Source organism: Micromonospora sp. ATLC16, assembly GCF_057196645.1.
The window spans coordinates 73,597-96,773 of the sequence record NZ_JBXUOW010000012.1 but is presented as its reverse complement, the minus strand read 5'-3'; the positions used below and the strand labels follow the sequence as shown (position 1 = coordinate 96,773).

General features: G+C 71.1%; 24 protein-coding genes. 8 read left to right on the top strand and 16 right to left on the bottom strand.

Annotated elements, in window-relative coordinates:
• From AC2CHE_RS07925 to kdd, 6 genes are all read right to left on the bottom strand, one after another.
• Positions 1–961: glutamate mutase L (locus tag AC2CHE_RS07925; RefSeq protein WP_484504232.1), on the bottom strand; the 961-nt coding region annotated here is incomplete at its 3' end.
• Positions 958–1,350, bottom strand: coding sequence for a 3-aminobutyryl-CoA ammonia lyase (gene kal / locus AC2CHE_RS07920; protein ID WP_484504231.1), 393 nt, complete (start codon positions 1,348–1,350; stop codon positions 958–960). The genes kal and AC2CHE_RS07925, both read right to left, overlap by 4 nt.
• Positions 1,347–2,102, bottom strand: coding sequence for a lysine 5,6-aminomutase subunit beta (gene kamE / locus AC2CHE_RS07915; protein WP_484504230.1), 756 nt, complete (start codon positions 2,100–2,102; stop codon positions 1,347–1,349). Before kamE ends, kal begins: the two co-directional genes overlap by 4 nt.
• The gene (kamD, locus tag AC2CHE_RS07910) at positions 2,099–3,688 is read right to left on the bottom strand and encodes a lysine 5,6-aminomutase subunit alpha (protein ID WP_484504229.1); all 1,590 of its coding nucleotides are present in this window, start codon (positions 3,686–3,688) and stop codon (positions 2,099–2,101) included. Before kamD ends, kamE begins: the two co-directional genes overlap by 4 nt.
• Positions 3,685–5,253: an amidohydrolase gene (locus tag AC2CHE_RS07905; protein ID WP_484504228.1), complete on the bottom strand. Its 1,569-nt coding sequence runs from the start codon at positions 5,251–5,253 to the stop codon at positions 3,685–3,687. The genes kamD and AC2CHE_RS07905 overlap by 4 nt, the downstream gene beginning before the upstream one ends.
• 4 nt (positions 5,254–5,257) lie before the next feature.
• A complete protein-coding gene (kdd, locus tag AC2CHE_RS07900) occupies positions 5,258–6,367 on the bottom strand; it encodes an L-erythro-3,5-diaminohexanoate dehydrogenase (protein ID WP_484504227.1) in 1,110 nt (369 codons plus the stop codon).
• Positions 6,368–6,460: 93 nt separating this feature from the next.
• On the opposite strand from kdd, the gene AC2CHE_RS07895 reads away from it, so the two are divergent.
• Positions 6,461–7,864 carry a KamA family radical SAM protein gene (locus AC2CHE_RS07895; protein ID WP_484504226.1) on the top strand — a complete coding sequence of 468 codons (1,404 nt, stop codon included), beginning with the start codon at positions 6,461–6,463 and terminating at the stop codon, positions 7,862–7,864.
• 102 nt (positions 7,865–7,966) lie between these two features.
• On the opposite strand, the gene AC2CHE_RS07890 is transcribed toward AC2CHE_RS07895, so the two are convergent.
• Positions 7,967–8,161, bottom strand: coding sequence for a CsbD family protein (locus AC2CHE_RS07890; RefSeq protein WP_484504225.1), 195 nt, complete (start codon positions 8,159–8,161; stop codon positions 7,967–7,969).
• A 296-nt stretch (positions 8,162–8,457) separates the two neighbouring features.
• Here AC2CHE_RS07890 and AC2CHE_RS07885 point away from each other — a divergent pair, with 296 nt between their 5' ends.
• Positions 8,458–9,069, top strand: a complete 612-nt coding sequence (locus tag AC2CHE_RS07885) for a histidine phosphatase family protein (protein ID WP_484504224.1) — start codon at positions 8,458–8,460, stop codon at positions 9,067–9,069.
• Positions 9,070–9,178: 109 nt separating this feature from the next.
• On the opposite strand, the gene AC2CHE_RS07880 is transcribed toward AC2CHE_RS07885, so the two are convergent.
• The 5 genes from AC2CHE_RS07880 to AC2CHE_RS07860 form a co-directional block, all read right to left on the bottom strand.
• The gene (locus AC2CHE_RS07880) at positions 9,179–10,810 is read right to left on the bottom strand and encodes a CDP-glycerol glycerophosphotransferase family protein (RefSeq protein ID WP_484504223.1); all 1,632 of its coding nucleotides are present in this window, start codon (positions 10,808–10,810) and stop codon (positions 9,179–9,181) included.
• Between the two features lie 74 nt (positions 10,811–10,884).
• Positions 10,885–11,388, bottom strand: a complete 504-nt coding sequence (locus AC2CHE_RS07875) for a hypothetical protein (RefSeq protein ID WP_484504222.1) — start codon at positions 11,386–11,388, stop codon at positions 10,885–10,887.
• Positions 11,389–11,596: 208 nt separating this feature from the next.
• Positions 11,597–12,106: an Lrp/AsnC family transcriptional regulator gene (locus tag AC2CHE_RS07870; protein ID WP_484504221.1), complete on the bottom strand. Its 510-nt coding sequence runs from the start codon at positions 12,104–12,106 to the stop codon at positions 11,597–11,599.
• Between the two features lie 86 nt (positions 12,107–12,192).
• Positions 12,193–13,335 carry an acyl-CoA dehydrogenase family protein gene (locus AC2CHE_RS07865; protein ID WP_484504220.1) on the bottom strand — a complete coding sequence of 381 codons (1,143 nt, stop codon included), beginning with the start codon at positions 13,333–13,335 and terminating at the stop codon, positions 12,193–12,195.
• Entirely contained in the window at positions 13,332–14,447 is a 1,116-nt protein-coding gene (locus AC2CHE_RS07860) for a M24 family metallopeptidase (RefSeq protein ID WP_484504219.1), read from the bottom strand. The genes AC2CHE_RS07865 and AC2CHE_RS07860 overlap by 4 nt, the downstream gene beginning before the upstream one ends.
• 175 nt (positions 14,448–14,622) lie before the next feature.
• Here AC2CHE_RS07860 and AC2CHE_RS07855 point away from each other — a divergent pair, with 175 nt between their 5' ends.
• Positions 14,623–14,850 (top strand): hypothetical protein, encoded by a 228-nt coding sequence (locus AC2CHE_RS07855; RefSeq protein WP_484504218.1) that lies wholly within the window; start codon positions 14,623–14,625, stop codon positions 14,848–14,850.
• Between the two features lie 13 nt (positions 14,851–14,863).
• Here the strand turns inward: AC2CHE_RS07855 and AC2CHE_RS07850 are convergent, their stop codons facing one another.
• Positions 14,864–15,166, bottom strand: coding sequence for a VOC family protein (locus AC2CHE_RS07850; protein ID WP_484504217.1), 303 nt, complete (start codon positions 15,164–15,166; stop codon positions 14,864–14,866).
• Here AC2CHE_RS07850 and AC2CHE_RS07845 point away from each other — a divergent pair.
• Positions 15,159–16,067, top strand: a complete 909-nt coding sequence (locus tag AC2CHE_RS07845; RefSeq protein ID WP_484504239.1) for a 5'-3' exonuclease — start codon at positions 15,159–15,161, stop codon at positions 16,065–16,067. The two genes, AC2CHE_RS07850 and AC2CHE_RS07845, sit on opposite strands and share 8 nt — an antisense overlap.
• A 61-nt stretch (positions 16,068–16,128) precedes the next feature.
• On the opposite strand, the gene AC2CHE_RS07840 is transcribed toward AC2CHE_RS07845, so the two are convergent.
• The 3 genes from AC2CHE_RS07840 to AC2CHE_RS07830 are packed head-to-tail and all read right to left on the bottom strand — an operon-like array spanning position 16,129 to position 19,329.
• Positions 16,129–16,971, bottom strand: a complete 843-nt coding sequence (locus AC2CHE_RS07840; RefSeq protein WP_484504216.1) for a sugar phosphate isomerase/epimerase family protein — start codon at positions 16,969–16,971, stop codon at positions 16,129–16,131.
• On the bottom strand, positions 16,968–18,122 hold the full coding sequence (locus AC2CHE_RS07835) for a dihydrodipicolinate synthase family protein (protein ID WP_484504215.1): 1,155 nt from the start codon (positions 18,120–18,122) through the stop codon (positions 16,968–16,970). Before AC2CHE_RS07835 ends, AC2CHE_RS07840 begins: the two co-directional genes overlap by 4 nt.
• Positions 18,123–18,177: 55 nt before the next feature.
• Positions 18,178–19,329: a Gfo/Idh/MocA family protein gene (locus AC2CHE_RS07830; RefSeq protein WP_484504214.1), complete on the bottom strand. Its 1,152-nt coding sequence runs from the start codon at positions 19,327–19,329 to the stop codon at positions 18,178–18,180.
• 191 nt (positions 19,330–19,520) lie between these two features.
• Between AC2CHE_RS07830 and AC2CHE_RS07825 the strand changes: the two genes are divergently transcribed.
• The 4 genes from AC2CHE_RS07825 to AC2CHE_RS07810 all read left to right on the top strand — a co-directional run bounded on the left by AC2CHE_RS07825 (position 19,521) and on the right by AC2CHE_RS07810 (position 23,082).
• A complete protein-coding gene (locus AC2CHE_RS07825) occupies positions 19,521–19,712 on the top strand; it encodes a hypothetical protein (RefSeq protein ID WP_484504213.1) in 192 nt (63 codons plus the stop codon).
• A gap of 95 nt (positions 19,713–19,807) precedes the next feature.
• Complete coding sequence (locus tag AC2CHE_RS07820; protein WP_484504212.1) at positions 19,808–20,824, top strand: LacI family DNA-binding transcriptional regulator; 1,017 nt, start codon at positions 19,808–19,810, stop codon at positions 20,822–20,824.
• 88 nt (positions 20,825–20,912) lie between these two features.
• Entirely contained in the window at positions 20,913–22,439 is a 1,527-nt protein-coding gene (gene arfA / locus AC2CHE_RS07815) for an arabinosylfuranosidase ArfA (protein ID WP_484504211.1), read from the top strand.
• Positions 22,408–23,082: a phosphotransferase family protein gene (locus AC2CHE_RS07810; protein WP_484504238.1), complete on the top strand. Its 675-nt coding sequence runs from the start codon at positions 22,408–22,410 to the stop codon at positions 23,080–23,082. The genes arfA and AC2CHE_RS07810 overlap by 32 nt, the downstream gene beginning before the upstream one ends.
• Positions 23,083–23,177: the final 95 nt, after the last annotated feature.

The following is a 23,177-nucleotide window of genomic DNA, read 5'->3' as shown; positions in this document are numbered from 1 at the left end:
CCGCAGCCTCGGCCGCCAACCCGTCGGCCTCCCCCGCCGCGAGCAGCCGCTCCTCGACGGCCGCCCGCACCACCCCCGGCGCGCTCCACCGCACCCCCAGGTCCCCCTCGACCGTCCGCGCCCGCCACAGCTCACCGGCCACCTCCCGGCCCGGCCCGCCGGCCCGCTCGTCCGGAGTGAGCACCGAGTACACGTCCGTGGTCGCGCCACCCACGTCAACCACCACCAGGTCGCCGCCGGCCACGTCGGCGAGCACCTCCACCCCCGACAGCACCGCGTCCGGCGTCGCCGCCCGCACCAGCCGGGCGAACCGGCCCCCCCGCGACAATCCCTTACCGCCGATCACATGCCGCAGAAACACCTGCCGGATCGCCGACCGCGCCGACGACGGCGCCAACACCCCGATACGCGGCAGCACATTGTCGGCCACCGTCACCGGCACCCCCGCCCCGGCCAACAACCCGCGCAGCTCGTCACGGACATCGACGTTGCCCGCCAACACCACCGGCACCCGCCACCGGGCCCGCGCCAACCGCGTCGCATTGTGCGTGAGCGTCTCCGCGTCCCCGCCGTCGGTGCCACCCACCAGCAGCACCACATCCGGGCGGGCCGCCCGCAACGCCGTCAACTCCGCCCGGCCCAACCGCCCCGCCGCCACATGCACCACATCCGCCCCCGCCGACAGGCCGACCCGCCGCCCCGCCTGCGCGGTCACCAACGGCTCATAGCCGATCACCGCCAGCCGCAACCCGCCGCCCGCCGACGAACACACCAACCACGGCACCTCACCCGAGGAGAACCCGACCGTGGCCGCACCCACCGCCGCGTCCAGGCCACGCAACACATCCGACCCCACAGTGGTCGGTGCCGCCGCCGCCGACACCAGCCCACCACCGTCGAGGTCGACCACCGCCACCTTCGTGTACGTCGAACCGACGTCGGCGCAGACCGCGACGTTCACACCGCAGCCGGCACGACCACCGTGCCGGTCGCCGTCACCGCCACCAACGGCTCGGCCAACACCTCCGCCGCCGACGAACCCCGATCCGGCCGACCCCGACACACCACCCGCGCCTCGAAGTCGATGGTGCGGCTGCGGATACCCACCCGGGTCACCGTCGCCACCACCTCCAGCACGTCACCGGCCCGCATCGGCGCCTTGAACTGCACATCCGAGTACGACGCGAACAACCCCTCGTCCCCGTCGGTACGGATACACACCTCGGTGGCCACATCCCCGAACAGACCCAACGCGTACGCCCCGTCGACCAGATCACCCGCGTAGTGGGCATGCGCGTACGGCACATACCGCCGATGCGTCACCGTCACACCCAACCGCCGGTCAGTCATGCCACCTTCACCCCGCTACCCGTGATCAACGCATGGACCAGATAGGACGCCACCTCACCCGGAGTCGTACCACGCCCAAAAATCCGATCCACCCCCAGCTCAGCGGCCTGCGACTCGTCGAACCGCGGCCCACCCACAATCAACAACGGCCGCCGCCCCGCCGGCACCGCCTCCCGGAACGCCGCCGACATCTCCCGCGTGTTGTGCAGATGCGCATCCCGCTGCGTCACCACCTGCGACACCAGCACCGCATCGGCCCGCGCCACCCGCGCCGCCTCCACCAGCTCCGGCACGCTCACCTGCGCACCCAGGTTCGTCACCGACAACTCCCGGTAGTACTCCAGGCCCTTCTCCCCCGCGATCCCCTTCACATTCAGGATCGCGTCAATGCCCACCGTGTGCGCGTCCGTGCCGATACACGCCCCCACCACCGACAACTTCCGCCGCAACCGCCGCTTGACGACCGCGTTGACCTCCTTGGCGCTCAGCAACGGAAAATCCCGCTCCACCACCCGCACCGCCGACAGGTCCACCAGATGGTTCACCCGCCCGTACACCACGAAGAACGTGAACCCGTCACCGATCGGCTTCGCGTGCACCAGCAACGCCGGATCCACACCCATCTTGTTCGCCAACTGCACCGCCGCACCCTCGGCCCGCTTGTCATGCGGCACCGGCAACGTGAACGACACCTGCACCATGCCGTCACCGGTGGTGTCCCCGTACGGCCGGACGATCCGCTGCTCGCTCACGGCCGGACCTCCTCGGATCGCAACCGCACCGCACCCGGCTGCTCCAGGATCTCCGTGGCCGGGTTGTAGTAACCCGCCTCGTGCCGCGCCACCCCGTCCAGACCCTTACCCCGGTCCGCCGGCCGCTTCATGATCCCGAACGTGCCCTCGGCGATCGCCGACAACAACGACTGCTCACCGATCCGCTCCAACAACTCCACCGCCTCGGCCAACACCCGCTGGGCGCGCTGCTGGATGAAACCACCCGACGCCGGCACGAAATCCTCGTGCAACCCACCCGCCGCCCCGAGCACGTACCGCACGTTCTGCACGGCGATGTCCCGGTCCGACAACCACGGCGTCACCACCGCCTCCGTCATCATCCCCACCAGCAGGATGCCCTGCCCCGTCATGGTGCCCACCAAATTGAAGAACCCGTCCAGCAGATTGCCCCGGAACACGTCCCCCGTCATGTGCTTCGTCGGCGGCATCCACTTCAACGGCGCATCCGGAAACAACTCCCGCGCCAGCAACGCATGCGCCAACTCCAGGCGAAACGACTCCGGCACATCCGGATTGATCTCAAAAGCGTGCCCCAGCCCCAACTGCCAGTCCGCCAGCCCCGCCTCATGCGCGAAATACTCGTTCAACAGCTGCGACACCGTCACCGTGTGCGCCTCGTCCACCGCATCCGCGGTGGTCAGGTAGTTGTCCTCACCGGTGTTGATGACGATCCCCGCCCGCGCATGCACCTGACGCGAAAACCGCTGATCCACGAACGTCCGCACCGGATTGATGTCCCGGAACAAAATCCCGTACATCGAATCATTGAGCATCATGTCCAACCGCTCCAGGCCCGCGAGCGTCGCCATCTCCGGCATGCACAACCCCGACGCGTAATTCGTCAGCCGCACATACCGACCCAACTCCCGCGACGACTCGTCCAACGCCGCCCGCATCAGCCGGAAATTCTCCTGCGTCGCATACGTGCCGGCGAAACCCTCCCGCGTCGCCCCCTCCGGCACGTAGTCCAGCAACGACTGCCCCGTCGACCGGATCACCGCGATCACATCGGCACCGGCCCGCGCCGCCGCCTGCGCCTGCGGAATGTCCTCGTAGATGTCCCCGGTCGCCACGATCAGATAAATCCACGGCCGCTGCCTCGGATCACCGAACCGCTTCACCAACCGGTCCCGCTCGGCCCGCCGCCGATCGATCCGCCGGACCCCCGCCGCGACAGCTCTCCGGGCAGACCGCCGCGCTGCCGCCGCCCGACCCGACGGCACCTGAAACCGCACCGACCCCGCCGCCGCCCGCTGCGCCAGCAACGTCACATCCGTGATCTGCTCACGCGCCAGAGCGTCGAACACCGGCAACGCCACCCCGTGCCCCAGACCCACATCCGCCACCACCGCATCCACCAGCCGGTTCACCCACGGAATACCGTCCGGATCGGCACCGGTCACCCCGGCCAGCCGCAACACCGCCCGCTCCACCGACACCGTGGTGTGACCACACGCCAACTCCACCACCGGCCGCCCGGCCCGCCGCGCCAACTCCCGCGCCCGCGCCACCAACGCCGGATCCAGATCAAGCTTCCCCGTCACGCGGACCCTTCCTCATAGATCACCTCACCGCGCAACACCGTGCGCCGGCACACCGGCAACGGCGTCGGATCATCCGCGCCACGCGCCTCCGGATCCGCGGCCTGCAACACCGGCAAGCCCCGCTCCACCCCGGCCGGCGTGGACCACACCGCGAACGTCGCCGGCGCCCCCAACGCCAGCACCCCCTCGCTGTCCAGATGCACCGCCCGCCAACCACCCCGCGTGTGCGCCGCGAACGCCGCCCGCACACTCATCCGCTGCACCGGATTGTGATGCGCCACCGCCGCCCGCACCGAACCCCACGGATCCAACGGCGTCACCGGCGAATCCGACCCGAACGCCAACGCCACCCCGACCCCGTGCATCGCACCCATCGGATTCGACGCCAACGACCGCGCCAACCCCAACCGCGTCTCGTACATCCGGCCCGCGCCACCCCACAACCGGTCGAACGCCGGCTGCATCGACGCCACCACCCCGAACTCCACGAAACCGGCGATCAACCGCCGATCCACGATCTCCGCGTGCTCCACCCGATGCCGCGCCGCCCGCAACCGATCCGTGCCCAACCGCCGCGCCGCCGCCGCGAAACCCGCCAGCACCGTCGACACCGCCGCGTCACCGATCGCGTGGAACCCGCCCTGCATTCCGTGCGCCGCGCAATCCAACAAATGATCACGGACCTGATCCGCGCTCAGATAACCGTGACCACACCCGTCGCCATCGGCATACGGCTGCGACAGATGCGCCGTCCGCGAACCCAACGCACCATCGGCGAACAGATCACCACCGGCGCCGACCGCCCCCAACTCCCGTGCCCGCGCCGCACCACCCAACTCACCCCAGTACCCGTACACCTCCGGCACCCCCGCACCGGAAACAGCCAACAGGCCGGTGAAATCCTCCTCATCGGAAATCTCCGGCCCACCACACTCGTGCACCGCCGCGATCCCCACCGACGCCGCATGCCCCAACGCCACCCGCTGCGCCACCACCCGCTGCGCCCGCGTCACCGACGCCCGCGCCACCGCCCGCACCACATGGTGCGCGTCCCGACGCAGCCAACCCGACTCGTCGTACCCCGGCGCGGCCACCGCCTCCGGACACGCCGCCAACAACGCCTCCGACACCAACGCCGAATGGATCGACGCCTGCGACAGGTACACCCGCCGACCATCGGCCGCCCGCCCCAACTGCGCCGCCGACGGCGGCTGCGCCACCGCCCACGTCGACTCGTCCCAGCCGTGCCCCAGCACCACCGCGTCCGCCGGCAGCCCCGCCGCGTACGCCGACACCGCGTCCAACAACTCACCGGCCGACCGCACCCCGGACAGACCCAGCCCGGACAACACCAGCCCGGTGTCGCTGACATGCACGTGCGCGTCCACGAAAGCCGGCGTCACCAGGGCACCGTCCAGCTCCACCACCCGATCCGCCGACGGAACGTCGGCATCCGAGCCCAGCCACACGATCCGCCCGTCACGGACCAGCAACGCCGTCGCGGACGGATCCGCCGGGCAGTGCAGCACACCGGCGCGGTACAACGTCGAGGGGTTGTTCGTCATGGCCTCAGTCTGCCGCCAGCCGAGCCTCGAACAGCCCACGCACCCCCGGCTCACCCCGCAGCAGACCCAACGCCAACTCCGCGTGCCCCGGCACGTACCCGTTGCCGACCAGCATCGTCACGTCCGCCGCCAGACCCTCCGCGCCCAACGCCGCCGCCGCGAAGCTGGTCGCCATCGAGAAAAAGATCACCGTGCCGCCGTCCGCGGTCGCCAACACCGCACCGTGCTCGCAACCCGGCACATCCACGCACACCACCGTCACATCCGCCGGCATCCCGAGGGCCGAGGTCACCGCCGTCGACAACGCCACCGGATCACGGGCGTCGGCCAACACCACCGCGTCGGCCAGACCCGCCGCCACCAGCGCCTCACGCTCCGCGGCCACCGGCACCACCCCGACCGTACGACCCGCGCCCGCCCGTCGCGCCGCCGCCAGCGCCAACGAACCGCTCTTGCCCGCGCCGCCGACCACCGCCACCGTCACCGGTCGGGCATCCCCCTCGCCCGCCCGTTCGGCCACGTACCGGGACACCACCCGCGACGTCAACGCCGGCGCACCGCACACGTCCAACACCGCCAGGGACAGCTGCGGATCCAATTCCTTCGGCAGCACCGCCGCGATCGACCGGGCGAACAGAATCGCCCACCCCGCACACGGCACCTGCTCACTCCGGCCGTCCCAACCGGCCAACCCGTCGGTCACCACCAGCGGAGTCAAGGTCAGCGACACCAGTGTGGCCACCCGCTCACCCGCCTTGAGCCCCAACGGCGAACGTCGACCCGCCTCCTCGACCGTGCCGATCAGCATCCCGCCCGACCCCGTCACCGGGTTCTGCATCTTGCCCCGGGACGCGATGATGTCGAGCACCTCGGCCCGGATCGCCTCGCCGTCCCCGCCGTGCTTGACGGACAACTGCCGGAAACTCGCCGCGTCCAGGTTCAGCCGCTCCACCCGAATCCGCACCTCGTTCGGCGCGACCTCCGGACGTGTGTCGAGCCGCCAGGCCGCCTGGGGCAACACGCCCCCGGGTTCCAGAACCCGATGCAGACCCACCGGTGACGTCACGCCAACCTCCCCTGTCCGACCGCCTGAAACTCCGCCTTGGACTCGCATGGCGGGAAAACTTACGGCAGACTAATTTCTCCACCGAAATTTTTCCAGTAGCCTGCGGTTCGCCGATCACTCAGGTACAGCAGAGGAGGGGCCGTGACCCAGACCCGACCGCCGGTGCAGACCATCCCGGCAACCCCGCCGGCCCCCACCACCCGCACCGGCCAACCCTACGAATACCGCCGCAGCCCACTCGTCGAACCCGACTGGACCCGCTTCCCCGGCTGGCGCGAAGTCACCCGCGACCAGTGGGAGAGCGCCCAGTGGCAACGCGTCAACTGCGTCAAGAACCTCAAGCAACTGCGCACCGTGCTCGGCGACACCGTCGACGACACCTTCTACGCCGACCTCGAAGCCGACCAACGCGCCCTGGCCACCATGTCCATGCTGGTGACCCCCCAGATGATCAACACAATGGCACCGTACGGCCCGCCCACCACCGACGCGCTGCGCGCCGACCCGATCCGGCGCTACATGATCCCCGTCGCCTCCGACCGGCGCACCGACTGGCCGTCACACCCCTACGCCACCCGCGACTCCCTGCACGAACACGACATGTGGGTCGCCGAGGGCCTCACCCACCGCTACCCCACCAAGGTGCTCGCCGAACTGCTCTCCACCTGCCCGCAGTACTGCGGTCACTGCACCCGCATGGACCTGGTCGGCAACTCCACCCCCACGGTGGACAAGCTCAAGCTCAGCCTCAAGCCCGTCGACCGCTACGACGCCCACATCGGCTACCTGAAGGCCCACCCCGGCGTACGCGACGTCGTGGTCTCCGGCGGCGACGTGGCCAACGTGCCCTGGCGAAACCTTGAGTCGTACCTGATGCGCCTACTTGAGATCGAAACCATCCGCGACATCCGGCTCGCCACCAAGGCCCTCATGGGCCTGCCCCAGCACTGGCTGCAACCCGACGTCGTGGAGGGCCTGGAACGCGTCGCCCGCACCGCCGCCCGGCGTGGCGTCAACCTCGCCATCCACACCCACGTCAACCACGCGCAGTCACTCACCCCGCTGGTTGCCAGGGCCGCGCAGACCGCCCTCGACATCGGCGTCCGCGACGTACGCAACCAGGGCGTGCTGATGCGGGGCGTCAACGCCACCGGCACGGACCTGCTCGATCTCTGCTTCGCGCTCCAGGGCGAGGCGGGCATCCTGCCCTACTACTTCTACATGTGCGACATGATCCCCAACGCCGAACACTGGCGGGTTCCGGTCTGGCACGCCCAGCAGCTTCAGCACGACATCATGGGCTACCTGCCCGGATACGCCACCCCACGGATCGTCTGCGACGTGCCCTTCGTCGGAAAGCGCTGGGTGCACATGGTCACCGAGTACGACCGGGAACGTGGCATCTCCTACTGGACGAAGAACTACCGCACCTCCATCGAGTCCGCCGACCTGGAGGCACTGAGCAAGCGTTACGCCTACTACGACCCGATCGACACCCTCCCTGATGCCGGTCAGCAGTGGTGGCGCGTCCACCGCGACGACTGAACCAGCCAGCTCCCGGCCGGTCGGCACCTCCTCCGCCACCCGCGCCACACCGCGAAGCGGGCCGCCGGAAATGATCCGGCGGCCCGCTTCCGTGCCGAGCGATCACTTACGGAAGGCGTCCTTCGCGTTGCGCCCGGCCTCCTTGAGGTTCTCGCCGACCTGACGGGCGCGGGCGTCGCTCTGCTGGTTGGTGCCCTCGGCCCGCTTGCGCTCGTTGTCAGTCATGTCGCCGATCCGCTCCCGGGCGGCACCGCTCAGTTCCTCGACCTTGTTCTTCGCCTTGTCGGTGAAGCTCATGTCGCCTCCCTGCCTGTTCTCGGCGGTAGAGCGGAGTGATCTCCTCCGCTCTACCGCGTGTCCCCTCGTGCGGTGGTCTGAAACGGCTTTGCTCCGGTGGTGGTGGGTGGCACATCCGCTATGGCATCCTAGGACACTAGGTGTAATCGGAGCTGCGGCGCGGCCGGTCAGCGACGATCCTGTCGCCGCCCGACATTGGACCGAATGTCCTGGTTGACTGGGAGCATGGGCCAACGAATCCACCCGGTCGACGCAATACGGTCCTTCCGGGCCGGGCAACCGTGCGGTGCGACGGCATGAACGAGATCCTGCTCGTCCGGCACGGCGAGACCACCTGGAGCGCGAGCCGCCGTCACACCTCGTACACCGATCTCAATCTCACGCCCGACGGTGAGCGGCAGGCCCGCGCGCTCGGACCGGTCCTCGCCGGACGGCGGTTCGTCGCGGTACTGACCAGCCCACGGATCCGGGCGCTGCGCACCGCGCAGCTGGCCGGCCTCGCCGTCACCGACTCCGACGACGACCTCGCCGAATGGCACTACGGCGACTACGAGGGCCGCACCACCGCGGAGATCCAGGACGAACGGCCCGGGTGGAGCGTCTGGACCGACGGATGCCCCGGCGGCGAGTCGCCCAGCGAGGTCGGCGAACGCCTGGACCGGCTGCTCGCCAGGCTGCATCCCCTGCTCGACCGAGGTCCCGTCGCGTTGGTCGGCCACGCCCACGCGCTGCGCGTGCTGGGCGCCCGGTGGGTCGGCCTGCCACCGTCGGCAGGCGGGCTGCTCCGCCTGGACACCGCCACCCTCAGCCTGCTCGGCCACGAACACGGTCGGCGGGTGATCCTCCGCTGGAACCAACCCGTCGCCCAGCCCGCCGAGCCGGCGAGCGGGTCAACCGGTCGACACTGACCGTCGGAGCAGAGCCGCTCCGGCAGGCAGGCCAGCTCGGAGCCGGAGCAGCACCGGCTCCGGCTGGCGCGAGGCCGGGCCGGAGCCGGTACGACAACCGCAGTCGAACTCAGAGGTAGCGCGACGCCTCGTCCAGGAAATGCTGGGCGTAGCGCTCCGGCGGGATGTCGCCGAGGTAGTACTTCTTGATGTCCTGCCGGGTGGAGGCCAGCGGGTCAGCACCGAGGAAGTCGTCGAGGATCGCGTCGAGTCCCGTCACCCGGCCGCTGTGGGCGTCGATGACGTAACTGGCCCGCCCCAGGGGGAACTCGTCGGTGAACGTGTCCGCCGACGTCGAGACAGCCACCATCGCGAAGGGCTTCTCCGAGTACAGGTAGTCGGCCACCACACTCGACACGTCCGACACCATGGCGTCCGACGCGTTGAAGCAGTCCATCACCGACATCTTCACCTCGGCCTGCTTGCCGAACACGTGCGGCCGCCCGTTGACCTTGCGGTCCTCGTCCAGCAGCGCCCTGATCCGATCACACTCACGGCCCAGCGCCGGATTCCGGTTACTGTACGGGTGCGGCCGGAAGACGATGCTGCAACCGCGCTCGACCAGCGCCTTGACGATGTCGTAGCCGACGTGCAGTGACGAGTAGTTGGAGTCGGCGTAGAAACCCGCCCACGTCGGCGCGTAGAGCACCCGGGGGTTGGCGATCGAGGCGATCGGCTTCGCCGCCACCGCCACGTTCTCCACCTGGGGGCGCCCGACGACGCTGAACATCTCGATCGGCATCTTCACGCCGTTGGCCGCGAAGCGGTCGATCGCGGCCTGGCCGGCGACGAAATTCTTGTCGTACATCCGGAAGACCGGGTTGTGGCTCGGCACCTTGTCGCTGTCGCCATGGTTGAGCTGGATGTGCGTCAGGCTCGTGTACCGCAGGAGGTGGTTGTTCTTCGTCGCGGTGTTCACGTAGAAGGCGGCCCGCATGGACGGGGTGACCACGGAGTCCATGTCCTCCAGGGCGCTGCGCAGCACCACCGGCGCCTTGGTCAGCGCCGCCACCTCGTTGAAGTTGGCCTCACCGCGCACCAGCACGAAGAACTTCCGACCGAGACGCTCCAGATAGGGCAGCCACATCGCGATCTGGTACGCGGTGCCGACGGGCGCGGTCCAGTGCACCACGAACGCCGGTTCGTAGGCGGTAAGCGCCTCGGAGAGGTTCTGCTCGCTGGTCCGCCGCGCCCGAACCCGGCCCAGCCCCTGCCACAGCGTGAACAACGACAGGCCGAGCGCGGCCGCCGACGCCGCAGCGGCGACCACCCCGAGGCCGCCGACGAAGGCGCAGACGAGCGCCACCAGCACCGCGGCACTGTTGACCAGGACCGCGCGGCTCGTGTTCGGGCGCCGGTAGGGCCGCGCGCCGATCCCCGGCAGATTGGCCGTCACCGGGTACGCGCCACGGGAGATGTACCCCATCGGCGGCTCGCTGAGCACCGCCAAGCCGGCCAGAGCCACGCCGACGGCGAGCGCGAGATCGATGCCGTCGTGCACCGTGCCGAGCAGGTACGCGCTGGCCAGCAGCAGGACGCGCGGCACGGCGGCCTTCGCGGTGGAAACCGATCCCCCGCGCAACACATCACGCCAGGTCCAGGCCAGCAACCCGGCTGCCAGCAGGGCCGGCGGCATCGCCCAGAGCCGGAAGCCGTCCACCGCCGCCAGCAGCAGCGCGGCGAGCGCTGAAACGTCGATCACCGTGGAGGTGATGCGCCTTCCCGTCTTCGACTCCACCCATGCCCCCAGTCGGGACGTTTCCGGATCCGCAGTCGTCACCGCCGGCCCCCCGTGGACAACGGGTTGATCCGCAGCACCCGCCCCATCCGGCCCCGCCAACTCGCCAGGGACTCCTGCTGCACCTTGAGTTCCTTCTCCAATTCGGTTACCCGCTCCTCAAGCGTCCTCTGTCCGCGCGGTTCGCGGAACGGTGGTTCGAATTCGTAGGCGCGGCGCTCCAGATCTCCCTCGTGTCCCTCATCCGGCGGGAGCTCCGAGTAGAGGCGGTACGGGATGCCGTGGTACTCGGAAAGTTCGACGGTGCGGGAGTCGTTCGCCAGCACCACCGACGGGGTGCCCGCCAGCACGCCCGCGACGTTGCCGTGAATACGCGTCCCGAAGGCGAAGTGCTGCTGGGCCATGAACCGGAACACCGCGCTGTAGAACAGCATGTTCCCAGAGTTCGACCCGAAGACACCCAACCGAGAGGTGGACAGGCTTTGCTCATGGGACAGCACCGTCAGCGGGCTCTTGCCGGCGCGGATGAGAATGCGTGTCATGAGCGGACTCCGGCCGTCGGCTGGCTGGAACGCGATCGCATCGATCGGTACATCTCATCCTCCCCTTCGAGACACGCGAGGCGACCCGGCCGCCCGGCGGCACCAGCCACCCCGGCGTCCCAGTCATGATCCGGGTCTCACCTTCCGCCGAATCAGGGAAGGATCCTAGCCCCGTCTCCTGGGTCGCAGCGGCACCGGGTGTTCCGGGTCAGTCCGCCGGTGTGCCCGCTGCGGCGGGCGGGACGCCCCGGGTGCGCTGTTGCGCCGCCGGGTCGAGGGTGATTTTGGGCGGTCGGTGCTCGTACGGTGTGGACAGCACCACGGTTGTCCGGGTGGTGACATTGGCCGCCGTCCTGATCTCCTGGAGCACCCGCTCCAGGTCGACCGGACCGGCCACCCGGACGAGCAGCAGGTAGAAGTCCTCCCCCGCCACCGAGTAGCACGAGTCGATCTCCGGCAGGTGCGCCAGCCGGTCCGGCGCGTCGTCCGGCTGGGACGGGTCGAACGGCCGGATCGCCACGAACGCCGTCAAGGGCAGGTCCAGCGCCTCGAAGGAGACCCGCGCGGCGTAGCCCCTGATCACCCCACGCTGCTCCAGCCGACGCACCCGCTGATGCACCGCCGAGACCGACAGGCCGACCCTCTCCGCCAGGTCCGTGTACGACAGTCGGCCGTCCGCGGTCAGCGCCACCACGATGGCGCGGTCGATCTCCTCCACGGCGTGCAACCTACCGGGTACGACAGGCCGACGCGACTGACAAACCCGCCCGCCGTCGCGTTCGGCGGGCGGGTGGTCGCGTTCGGTCAGCCCTTCGCCAGCGCCCGGGAGATCACCAGTCGCTGGATCTGGTTGGTCCCCTCCACGATCTGCAGCACCTTCGCCTCCCGCAGGTACCGCTCGACCGGATGGTCGGCGACGTATCCCGCGCCGCCGAGCACCTGCACCGCGTCGGTGGTCACCCGCATCGCCACATCCGTGGCGAACAGCTTCGCCTTGGCCGCCTCGATGGAGTACGGCCGCCCGGCGTCGCGTAGCCGGGCCGCGGCCAGGGTCAACGCCCGCGCGGCGGAGATCTGGGTGGCGAGGTCGGCCAGGGTGAACCCGAGCCCCTGGAAGTCGATGATCGAGCGGCCGAACTGCTCGCGTTGCCCTGCGTAGTCCACCGCGTAGTCCAGCGCCGCCTGGGCCAGCCCGACCGCGCAGGCCGCGATGCCCAGCCGACCGGAGTCCAGGGCCGACATGGCGATGCGGAAACCGGCCCCGTCGCCGCCGATCAGCCGGTCGGCCGGCACCCGGGCCTCGTCGAAGACGAGCTGCGCCACCGGAGAGGAGCGCAGCCCCATGGTGCGCTCGGCGGCCTGCGGGTGGATGCCCGGCGTGGCCCGGTCGGCGAGCAGGCAGGAGATGCCCTTCGGGCCGGGGCCGCCGGTACGGCAGAAGATGTTGTAGAAGTCGGCCACCTGCGCGTGGGTGATCCACGCCTTGGTGCCGGTGACGACGTAGCCGTCGCCGTCGCGCACCGCTCTGGTGGTCAGCGCCGCGGCGTCCGAGCCGCCCTGCGGCTCCGACAGGCAGTACGCCCCGAGCAACTCGCCGCCGATCATGTCGGGCAGCAGCTTGCGCTGTTCCTCGCTGCCGAAGGCGGCGACCGGATAGCAGGACAGGGTGTGCACGCTGACCGCCTCGGCGACGGCCAGCCAGCGGCCGGCCAGGATCTCCAGCACCTGAAGGTAGACCTCGTACGGCTGGGCGGCGCCGCCGTACTCCTCCGGGTACGGCAGGCCGAGCAGACCCGCCCGGCCCAGCGTACGCAGCACCTCCCGGGGGAACTCGGCCCGCTGCTCGTACTCGGCCACCTTCGGCGCGAGTTCCCGATCGGCCAGCTCGGTGGTCAGCTCCAGCAGGTCACGAGCCTCGTTGGTGGGCAGGATCCGGTCGACAGTCATAGCGCGATGAGCTCCGTGGGGATGGTGTTGAGCCGTCGTACGCCGTCCGTCGTGCAGACGACGATGTCCTCGATCCGGGCGCCGTGCCGCCCGGCCAGGTAGATGCCCGGTTCGACGGAGAAGGCCATCCCCGCCGCCAGCGGACGGTTGTTGCCGGCCACCACGTACGGCTCCTCGTGGCCGTCCAGGCCGATGCCGTGGCCGGTGCGGTGCAGGAAGGCTGCGCCGTAACCGGCCGCCGTGATCGGATCGCGGGCGGCGGCGTCGACGGCGGCGGCGCTCACCCCGGGACGGACCGCCGCGACGGCGGCGAGCTGCGCCTCGTGCAACACCGCGTAGTAGTCCGCGAACTCGGCAGGTGGCGGTCCACCTGTGCAGTAGGTGCGGGTGCAGTCGGAACGGTAGCCCGAGGGCATGGTGCCGCCAATGTCCACCACGACCGGCTCACCCGCGCCGATCGGCCGGTCGGAGGTGCCGTGGTGCGGGCTGGCGCCGTTCGGACCGGCGGCCACGATGGCGAAGTCGACGGTGACATGGCCGGTCGCCCTGATCGCGGCGGCGATGTCGGCGGCCACCTCCGCCTCGGTCCGCCCCGGTCGCAGCCACTGCCCCATCCGGGCGTGCACCGCGTCGATCGCCGCGCCGGCCTCGGCGAGTGCCGCCACCTCCGCAGCCGACTTGTGGATGCGCAGCTCCCGCAGGACCGCCGAGGCCAGCCGCTGCCGGGCGTCGGGGAGCACCGCCCGCAGCGCCAGCACCTGCTCGGCCCACATCCGGTCGGCCAGCCCGACCGCGCCGACCGGCCCGCCGAGGGCGGCGGTCACCAGCGGGTACGGGTCGGTGCCGTCGGGGTGGTCGACGAGGCGCACCCCGGTGGCCGGTGCCGGGGACGCCTCGGCCGCCGGCCGTTCCAGGGTCGGCACGATCAGCGTCGGCTCGCCCTCGGCGGGCAGCACCAGCAGGGTCAGCCGCTCACCGGCGTGCGCGTCGTAGCCGGTCAGGTAGCGCAGGTCGGAGCCGGGGCTGAGCAGCAGCGCGTCCAACCCGGCGGCGGCGACGGCGCGCTGCGCCGTGGTCAGCCGCTGCGGCGGATACAACTCCTCGAACCCCACACCGCTAGCTTAACGGTCGTTTGGGCCGGCTGGCGCGGACGGTGCCGGCCTGTCGCGACGGAACGGTCAGGAATCGAGAAGCACCGGCCGGCCGGACGTCACTAGCTTGACCAGGGTAGATCCCCGGCCGGGCAGCCGCCCGGGCCGGTGCGGTGACTCGCCCGGGAGGTTCTCGATGAAGCGGAACAACTGGATCCGGCAGATCCATCGGTGGCTGGCGATCTCGTTCACGGTGACCGTCATCGTCACCTTCGTCGCGCTCGCGCAGGAGGATCCGGTCCTCTGGATCTCCTACGTGCCGTTGCTGCCGCTCGCGCTGCTGCTGATCACCGGCCTGTACCTGTTCGTGCTGCCGTACGTCCTCCGGCGGCGCGGCGGGCGAGGCACGGCCGGTGTGAGCTGACGGCGCGACCGGATCAATCCGTCAGCCAGAGACAGAACGGGTGGCCGTCCGGGTCCAGGCAGACCCGGACGTCCTCCTGCGGCTGGTGGTCGGCCAGCGTCGCGCCGCAGGCCAACGCGTGTTCCAGCGCGGCCGGCAGGCCCCCGGGTCGGGCGTGTCCAGATTGACAGTGGTAAGCGTCAGCCGGGTCGGTACGGTCATCGGCTCCTCCTTCGTCGCTGCGCCGGCTCGCACCGTCGACCTGCCGTGCGCCGGGAAAGTCGGTGCGGTGTGCCAGGCTGTCGGACGTGACAGCGCAGACCCCGATCATGCTCATCGACGCGCCCAGTCTCTACTTCCGGGCGTACTTCGGCATTCCCGAGTCCGCCGCGAGGACGGCCGACGGCCAGCCGGTCAACGCGGTGCGCGGGTTCCTCGACATGCTCGCCCAGCTGGTGCGCACCCGGCGGCCGGGGCGGATGGTGTGCGCGATGGACCACGACTGGCGGCCCGACTGGCGGGTCGCGCTGCTGCCGTCGTACAAGGCGCACCGGGTGGCGCCCGAGGGTGGCGAGGTGGTGCCGGACACCCTCTCCCCGCAGGTGCCGATGATCCTTGAGGTGCTCGACGCGCTGGGGGTGACCGTCGTCGGCGCGACCGGCTACGAGGCCGACGACGTGCTGGGCACCCTCTCGGTCACCCAGCCCGGGCCGGTCGAGGTGGTCTCCGGAGACCGGGACCTGTTCCAGCTGATCGACGACGCCCGGAGCGTGCGACTGCTCTACATCGGGCGGGGCGTGGCCAAGCTGGACGACTGCGACGACGCCGCCGTGCGGGCCCGCTACGGCGTGCCAGCCGACCGGTACGCCGAGTTCGCCGCGCTGCGCGGCGACCCGTCCGACGGGCTGCCCGGGGTGGCCGGCGTCGGCGAGAAGACCGCCGCCCGGCTGGTCGACAGGTACGGCGACATCGCCGGCATCCTCGCCGCCCTGGACGACCCGGCCGCCGGCTTCGCACCCGGGCTGCGCACCAAACTCGACGCCGCCCGGGACTACCTGGCCGTGGCGCCGAAGGTCGTCAAGGTCGCCCTGGACGTGCCCCTACCACCGCTGGCCACCGAGCTGCCGGTGTCGCCGGCCGACCCGGAACGGCTACTCGACCTCGCCGAGCGGTGGAACCTCGCCGGCTCCACCCGACGCCTGGTCGACGCGCTCGCCACCCGCACCACGACGAGTTGACCCGCTTCCAGGTCGGCTCGGGCGACCATCCGGCCCCGGGGGCGACCGGTCGCGTCGCGGGTCAGACGACCTCGCGCAGGTAGCCGTCGATGGCGGCGGCCAGGATCTGCTCGCCGGGACGTGCCCACACCTCGGCGTTGAAGACCTCCACCTCGATCGGGCCGGTGTAGCCGGCCGCGTCGACCTCCTCACGCAGTCGACGCAACTCGATGCAGCCGTCGCCGGGCAGCGCCCGGCCGAGCAGCACCCCCTCCGGCAGTGGGGTGATCCAGTCGCAGACCTGGAACGCGGCGATCCACTCCCCCGCCCGGGCGATCTGGTCGTGGACGGTGTCGTCCCACCACACGTGGTACGCGTCCACCACCACGCCGACCACGCCCGGGTCGAACCGCTCGGCGATGTCCAGCGCCTGACCGAGGGTGGCGATCACGCACCGGTCGGCGGCGAACATCGGGTGCAGCGGTTCGATGGCCAGGGTCACCCCGGCCGCGTCGGCGTGCGGCGCGAGTTCGGCGATCGCGTCGGCGGCTCTGGCCCGGGCACCGTCGATGTCCCGGCTGCCGGCCGGCAGCCCGCCGGAGACCAGAACCAGCACGGGTGCGCCGAGCGTGACCGCCTCGTCGACGGCGCGCAGGTTCCGCTCCCGCCAGTCGTCGACGGTGAAGAACCCGCCCCGGCACAGGGTGGTGACCGCCAGCCCGGCGTCGCGGACCAGCTTCGCGGCGCGGTCGAGACCGTACTCGGCGACCGGTTCCCGCCACAGGCCGACGCCCGGTACGCCGGCGGCGACACAACCGGCGACCAGCTCCGGCAACGGCCAGTGCTGGGCGGTCGCCTGGTTGAACGAGAACCGGCGCAGGGCCGCCCGGCTCGCCGGCCCGGCCCCGTGAGCAGGCCCGCTCACTGGGGCACCCCGCTAACGGTGAAGAAGGCCCGGGCGCGGTCGGCGGCCAGCTCGGCGTCGGGCAGCAGGCCGGCGGCGTCGGCGAGGCTGAGCAGGATGCCCAGGTGCTGCGGTGCACGACCGGACTGCAATCCGCCGACCATCGTGAAGTGCTGCTGATGCCCGGCCAGCCAGGCGAGGAAGACGATGCCGGTCTTGTAGTACCAGGTGGGTGCGGCGAACAGGTGCCGGGCCAGCGGCACGGTGGGAGCGAAGATCTCCTCGTACCGGGACAGGTGACCGCGGTCGAGGGCGGCCAACGCGGCCGACGCGGCCGGCGCGATGGCGGCGAAGACGCCCAACAGTGCGTCGGAGTGGCCGGCGTCGTCACCCCGGATAAGTTCCGGGTAGTGGAGGTCGTCGCCGGTGTAGAGGCGTACGCCGGCCGGCAGTCGGCGGCGCAACGCCACCTCACGCCCGGCGTCGAGCAGCGACACCTTGATGCCGTCCACCCGGGGCGCGTGGGCCTTGAGCAGCTCGACGACGGTGTCGGCGGCCAGGTCCAGGTCGGCCGTGCCCCAGTAGCCGGACAGCGCCGGGTCGAACATCGGACCGAGCCAGTGCAGCACCACCGGCCCGTCGGCGGCGTGCAGCAGGTCGTCGTACACCCGCAGGTAGTCCTCGGGGCCGCGGGCGGCGGCGGCCAGGTGCCGGCTGCACATCAGCACCGGCACCGCCCCGGCGGCCCGCACGTCGTCGAGCTGCGCCCGGTAGGCGGCGGTGACCTCGGTGAGCGTCGCCGTGCCGGGCGGCAACTGGTCGGTGGTGGCCCCGGCGACGATCCGCCCACCGACGGACCGGGCCTCCGCCGCGCTGCGGCGGATCAGCTCCCGGGTAGACGGGTAGTCCAGGCCCATGCCGCGCTGAGCGGTGTCCATCGCCTCGGCCACCCCCAGGCCGTGGGACCACAGGTGCCGGCGGAAGGCGAGGGTACGGTCCCAGTCCAGGACCGCCGGGGTGCCCGGGGTGTTGTCGGCGGCCGGGTCGGCCACCACGTGCGCGGCGGCGTACGCGACGCGGGAGCGCGGCGGGCCCTCGGGGCGTGGATGCCCGCTGCCGCCGGACAACCGGATCCGCCGGCCGCCGGGCAGGGTCACCTGGGCGCCGCTCACACCGCCGCCTCGCTCCGCTCGCCGGCCGCGCGACCGAGCCTGCTGGTTCGCTCACTCACAGGGCCAGCTCCGGCACCTCGACGCGGCGGCCCTCCCGAGCCGACAGCAGGCCCAACTCGGCCAGCTGCACCCCACGGGCGCCGGCCAGGAAGTCCCACGGGAACGGCTCGCCGGTGGCGACGTGCCGCAGGAACGCCTCCCACTGCACCTTGAACCCGTTGTCGAAGTCCTCGTTGTCCGGCACCTCCGTCCACTGCGAACGGAAGTCCTCGGTGGCGGGCAGATCAGGGTTCCAGACCGGCTTCGGGGTGACCGCCCGGTGCTGCACCCGGCAGCGCCGCAGCCCGGCCACCGCGCTGCCCTCGGTGCCGTCGACCTGGAACTGGACCAGTTCGTCACGGTGCACCCGGACACACCAGGACGAGTTGAGCTGGGCGATGACGCCGCCCGCCAGCTCGAAGGTGCCGTAGGCGGCGTCGTCGGCGGTGGCCTCGTAGGGCCGTCCGGCCTCGTCGACCCGACGGGGAATGTGGGTGGCAGTGGTGGCGGAGACGCTGCGCACCTCGCCGAACAGCTCCGCGAGCACGTAGTGCCAGTGCGGGAACATGTCCACCACGATGCCGCCGCCGTCGGCGGCCCGGTAGTTCCACGACGGGCGCTGTGCAGGCTGCCAGTCACCCTCGAACACCCAGTAGCCGAACTCGCCGCGTACCGACAGCACCCGGCCGAAGAAAGCGCCGTCGAGCAGCCGCTTCAGCTTGCGCAGTCCCGGCAGGAAGAGCTTGTCCTGCACCACGCCGGTGCGTACGCCGGCCGCCCGGGCGGCGCGCGCCAGCTCCAGGGCGGCGGCGGTGTCCTCGGCGAGGGGTTTCTCGGTGTAGACGTGCTTGCCGGCCTCAATGGCCTGGCGGATGGCCTTCTCCCGCTGCTGGGTCACCTGCGCGTCGAAGTAGACCTGGACGTCGTCGCGGGCCAGGGCGGCGCTCAGGTCGGTGGTCCAGTCGTCCAGGCCGTGTCGTTCGGCGATCTCGCGCAGCTTGGCCTCGCCGCGGCCGACGAGAACGAGATGCGGCCAGACGGTGGTGCCGTCGGCCAGCGGTACCCCACCGGCGGAACGGATGGCCAGCAGGGAGCGCACCAGATGCTGCCGGTATCCCATCCGGCCGGTGACGCCGTTCACGATGATGCCGATCGACCTGCGGGTCATGGGGGTCCTTCCGTCGTAGGCGCCCGAACCGGGTGAGGTAAGCGCTTTCCTGACCAGGTTAGGCCGCCCCTCCGAGGCCAGGCAAGGGCTTACCTGAAGACGCTGCGTCCGGCCGTGACGACCGACGCCGGTCCGCCACGGCCGGTGCAAATCGCTGGCCATCCCGCCACCGGAACGAAGACCATCAGTGGGTGGAACGCCAGTCCGACGAGATCGTCGCGTGCTACACCGACCAGTACCGCGAGGACCTGCGGCTCGCCGCACGGCCGCAGGCCCGGCTGGAGCGGACCCGCACGGTCGCGGCGAGCGCCCATCTGCTCGCCCGGGGCATCGTCCGCGATCCGTCGGACAGCGGGCGGGACCGGCCGGACCCGCGGCCTTGACCTGCGCTAACCACGCCCCGGAAAAGGCTCCGCGCTGCGGTACGGTGTCGCTGGTCGCCGCGACAGCGGCCGGCGCGACGCATGAGGGGGCGGGTGTGGCGACGCTGTCCGATGTGGCCCGACGGGCCGGTGTCTCACCCGCCACCGCCTCCCGCGTGATCAACAGCAGCAGCAAGCCGGTCACCGAGGAGCTGCGCGAGCGGGTGCTGCGGGCGGTCGCCGAGTTGCAGTACGTGCCCAACGCCCACGCCCAACTGCTGGCCCGGTCACACCGCGGCGCCGTCGGAGTGATCGTGCACGACGTCTCCGACCCCTACTTCTCGGAGATCACCAGGGGCCTGCAACGGGTCGCCACCGACCAGGGCCGGCTGTTGATGATCTGCAACAGCTACCGCGACCCGGAACGGGAGTTGGAGTACGTCGAGCTGCTGCGGGGTCAGCAGGTCGCCGCCATCGTCCTGGCCGGCTCCGGGTACCACCACGCCGACTTCACCCGGCTACTCAACGGTAAGCTCGCCGCGTACGAGGCCACCGGTGGTCGGGTCACCGTGATCGGCCGCCACGAGCACTCCGGCGACGCGGTGATGCCGGACAACCGGGGCGGTGGCGAACTCCTCGGTCGGGAGCTGTGCCGCCTCGGCCACGAACACATCGGTGTGGTGGCCGGGCCCCGGGTGCTGACCACCATCACCGACCGGCTCACCGGGTTGCGCGCGGCACTCGCCGAACACGGCCGGGACCTGCCGGAACACCGCATCCGGTACGCCGATTTCGACCGCGACGGCGGCGCCGAGGCCACCGCCGCGCTGCTCGACGCGGAGCCCGGCCTGACCGCGATCGCGGCACTCAACGACTCGATGGCCATCGGGGCGCTGGCACTGCTGCGCGCCCGCGCGGTGCCGGTGCCGCAGCGGGTCAGCGTCTTCGGCTTCGACGACATGCCGATGGCCCGCGACGTCACCCCGGCGCTGACCACGGTCCGGCTGCCACTGATGGAGATGGGCGCCCGGGCGATGGCCCTGGCGCTCGACTCGGGCGCCGCCGGCCCTCGGGTCGAGTCGCTGGCCGCCGAGCTGATCCGTCGGGACAGCACCGGGCACGCCCCGAGGTAGAGCGGCTCTCGACCTCCGGGCTCACGGCGCCACCACTCGTCTACCGCCGTCGAAAACGTTATCGTGAGTGATCATCGTTAGGAGCCCCATGCCTCGCGCGCACCTCACCATCAATCCGGCCTTCACCATCGGCCCGGTCCGTCGCCGGCTCTTCGGCGGTTTCGTCGAGCACCTCGGTCGCCACATCTACGACGGGATCCACGAGCCCGGGCATCCGAGCGCCGGGCCGGACGGATTCCGGCGCGACGTGATCGATCTGGTCAAGGAGCTCGGGGTCAGCACGGTCCGGTACCCGGGCGGCAACTTCGTCTCTGGCTACAACTGGGAGGACGGTGTCGGGCCGGCGGCCGAGCGGCCGCGCCGGCTCGATCTCGCCTGGCACTCCACCGAGACCAACGAGGTCGGCCTGCACGAGTTCCAGCACTGGCTCGACCTGGTGGGCAGCGAGCTGATGCTGGCTGTGAACCTCGGCACCCGGGGCCCGAAGGAGGCCGTCGAGCTGCTGGAGTACACCAACCTGCCGGCCGGCACCACCCGCGCCGCGCAACGGGCCGCCAACGGCCGCAAGGAGCCGTTCGGCATCGCCATGTGGTGCCTCGGCAACGAGATGGACGGCCCCTGGCAGCTCGGCCACCGCGACGCCACCGACTACGGCAAGCTCGCGGCGATGACGGCGAAGGCGATGCGCCAGGTGGACCGGGACCTGGAGCTGGTCGCCTGCGGATCGTCCGGCCGTGGCATGCCGACCTTCGGTGAGTGGGAACGCGTCGTGCTGACCCACGCCTACGACGACGTCGACTACATCTCCTGCCACGCGTACTACCAGGAGCACGACGGGGATCTCGCGAGCTTCCTCGCCTCCGGGGTCGACATGGACACCTACATCGAGTCGGTGGTCGCCACCGTCGACCACGTACGCACGGTCAAGCGGTCGTCCAAGCGGGTGGATCTCGCGTTCGACGAGTGGAACATCTGGTACATGAGCCGGTGGCAGGAGCAGGCCCGCACGTTCACCATCGACGAGTGGCCGGTCGCCCCACGCCTGCTGGAGGACCGCTACACCGTCGCGGACGCCGTGGTCCTCGGCGGTCTGCTCATCTCGCTGCTCAATCACGCCGACCGGGTCACCTCGGCGAACCTCGCGCAGCTGGTCAACGTGATCGCGCCGATCATGACGGAGCCGGGCGGGCCGGCCTGGCGGCAGACGACGTTCTTCCCGTTCTCGGTCACCTCGCACGCCGCCCGGGGCGACGCGCTGCGGGTGCTGGCCGACGCCGACGAGACCACCACCGCCACCTTCGGCTCGGTGCCGGTGGTGGCCGCCGCCGCGACCAGCGACGGCAGCTCGCTGTCGGTGTTCGTGCAGAACCGGCACCTCACCGAGGCCACCACCGTGACGATCGACCTCGGCGCGTTCCAGCCCAGCGGCGCCGTCTCGGCTCGGGGAGTCTGGGACACCGACGTACGCGCCGCCAACGACCTGCGCGACCCGCACCGGGTGGGCTTGCGGACCAACGACACCGCACGGCTCTCCGACGGTCGGCTCACCGTCGAACTGCCCCCGGTGTCGTGGACCGCGCTGACTGTCGAGCGCGTCGGATCCGGCACAGCCTGACGGCTCAGGCCATCGCCCGTATCGTCTCCGCCGTGACACCGGCACTCGGAAACCTCACCCGCCAGTCGACGCGAAGCTGCTCGTCACCCGCTACCTGCCCGGCCGATTGGTGCTCGGCAGCGGACACGCCGAGGATCCCCGCGTCTACCGGCAGGCCGGCGAGCTGCTGGCACTGCTGCACGCCCAGGTGGTCGTCACCGACGACGACCACGAGCGACGCGAGAACGAGAGGTCGCTGGCCTGGCTGTCCCGGCCACATCGGATCGCCGCGCACACCGTGCGGCGGCTACGGGCCGAGATCACCTCGTGGCCGACCCCACCCGCCCGCCTCGTGCCCACCCACGGGGACTGGCAGCCCCGGAACTGGCTCGTCCACGACGGCGTGGTGGGGGTCATCGACTTCGGTCGCGCCGCTATGCGCCCCGCGTTCACGGACCTGGGCCGGCTGGCCGCCCAGGAGTTCCGCCGCGATCCGAGGCTTGAGACAGCCTTTCTCGACGGGTACGGGCCCGATCCCCGCGAGCCGGACGCGTGGCACCGCACCCGGGTCCGCGAGGCGATCGGCACCGCGGCGTGGGCGTACCGGGTGGGCGACGAGACGTTCGAGGCCCAGGGCCACCGCATGATCGCCGAGGCGCTATGAGACATCCATTAAGGACGCTGCCCTCAGCCGGGCACCGCGTCATCAGCGCCGGTGTCACTCGTGCGGCACGATGTGGCTGCCGCCTACGCTGTCCG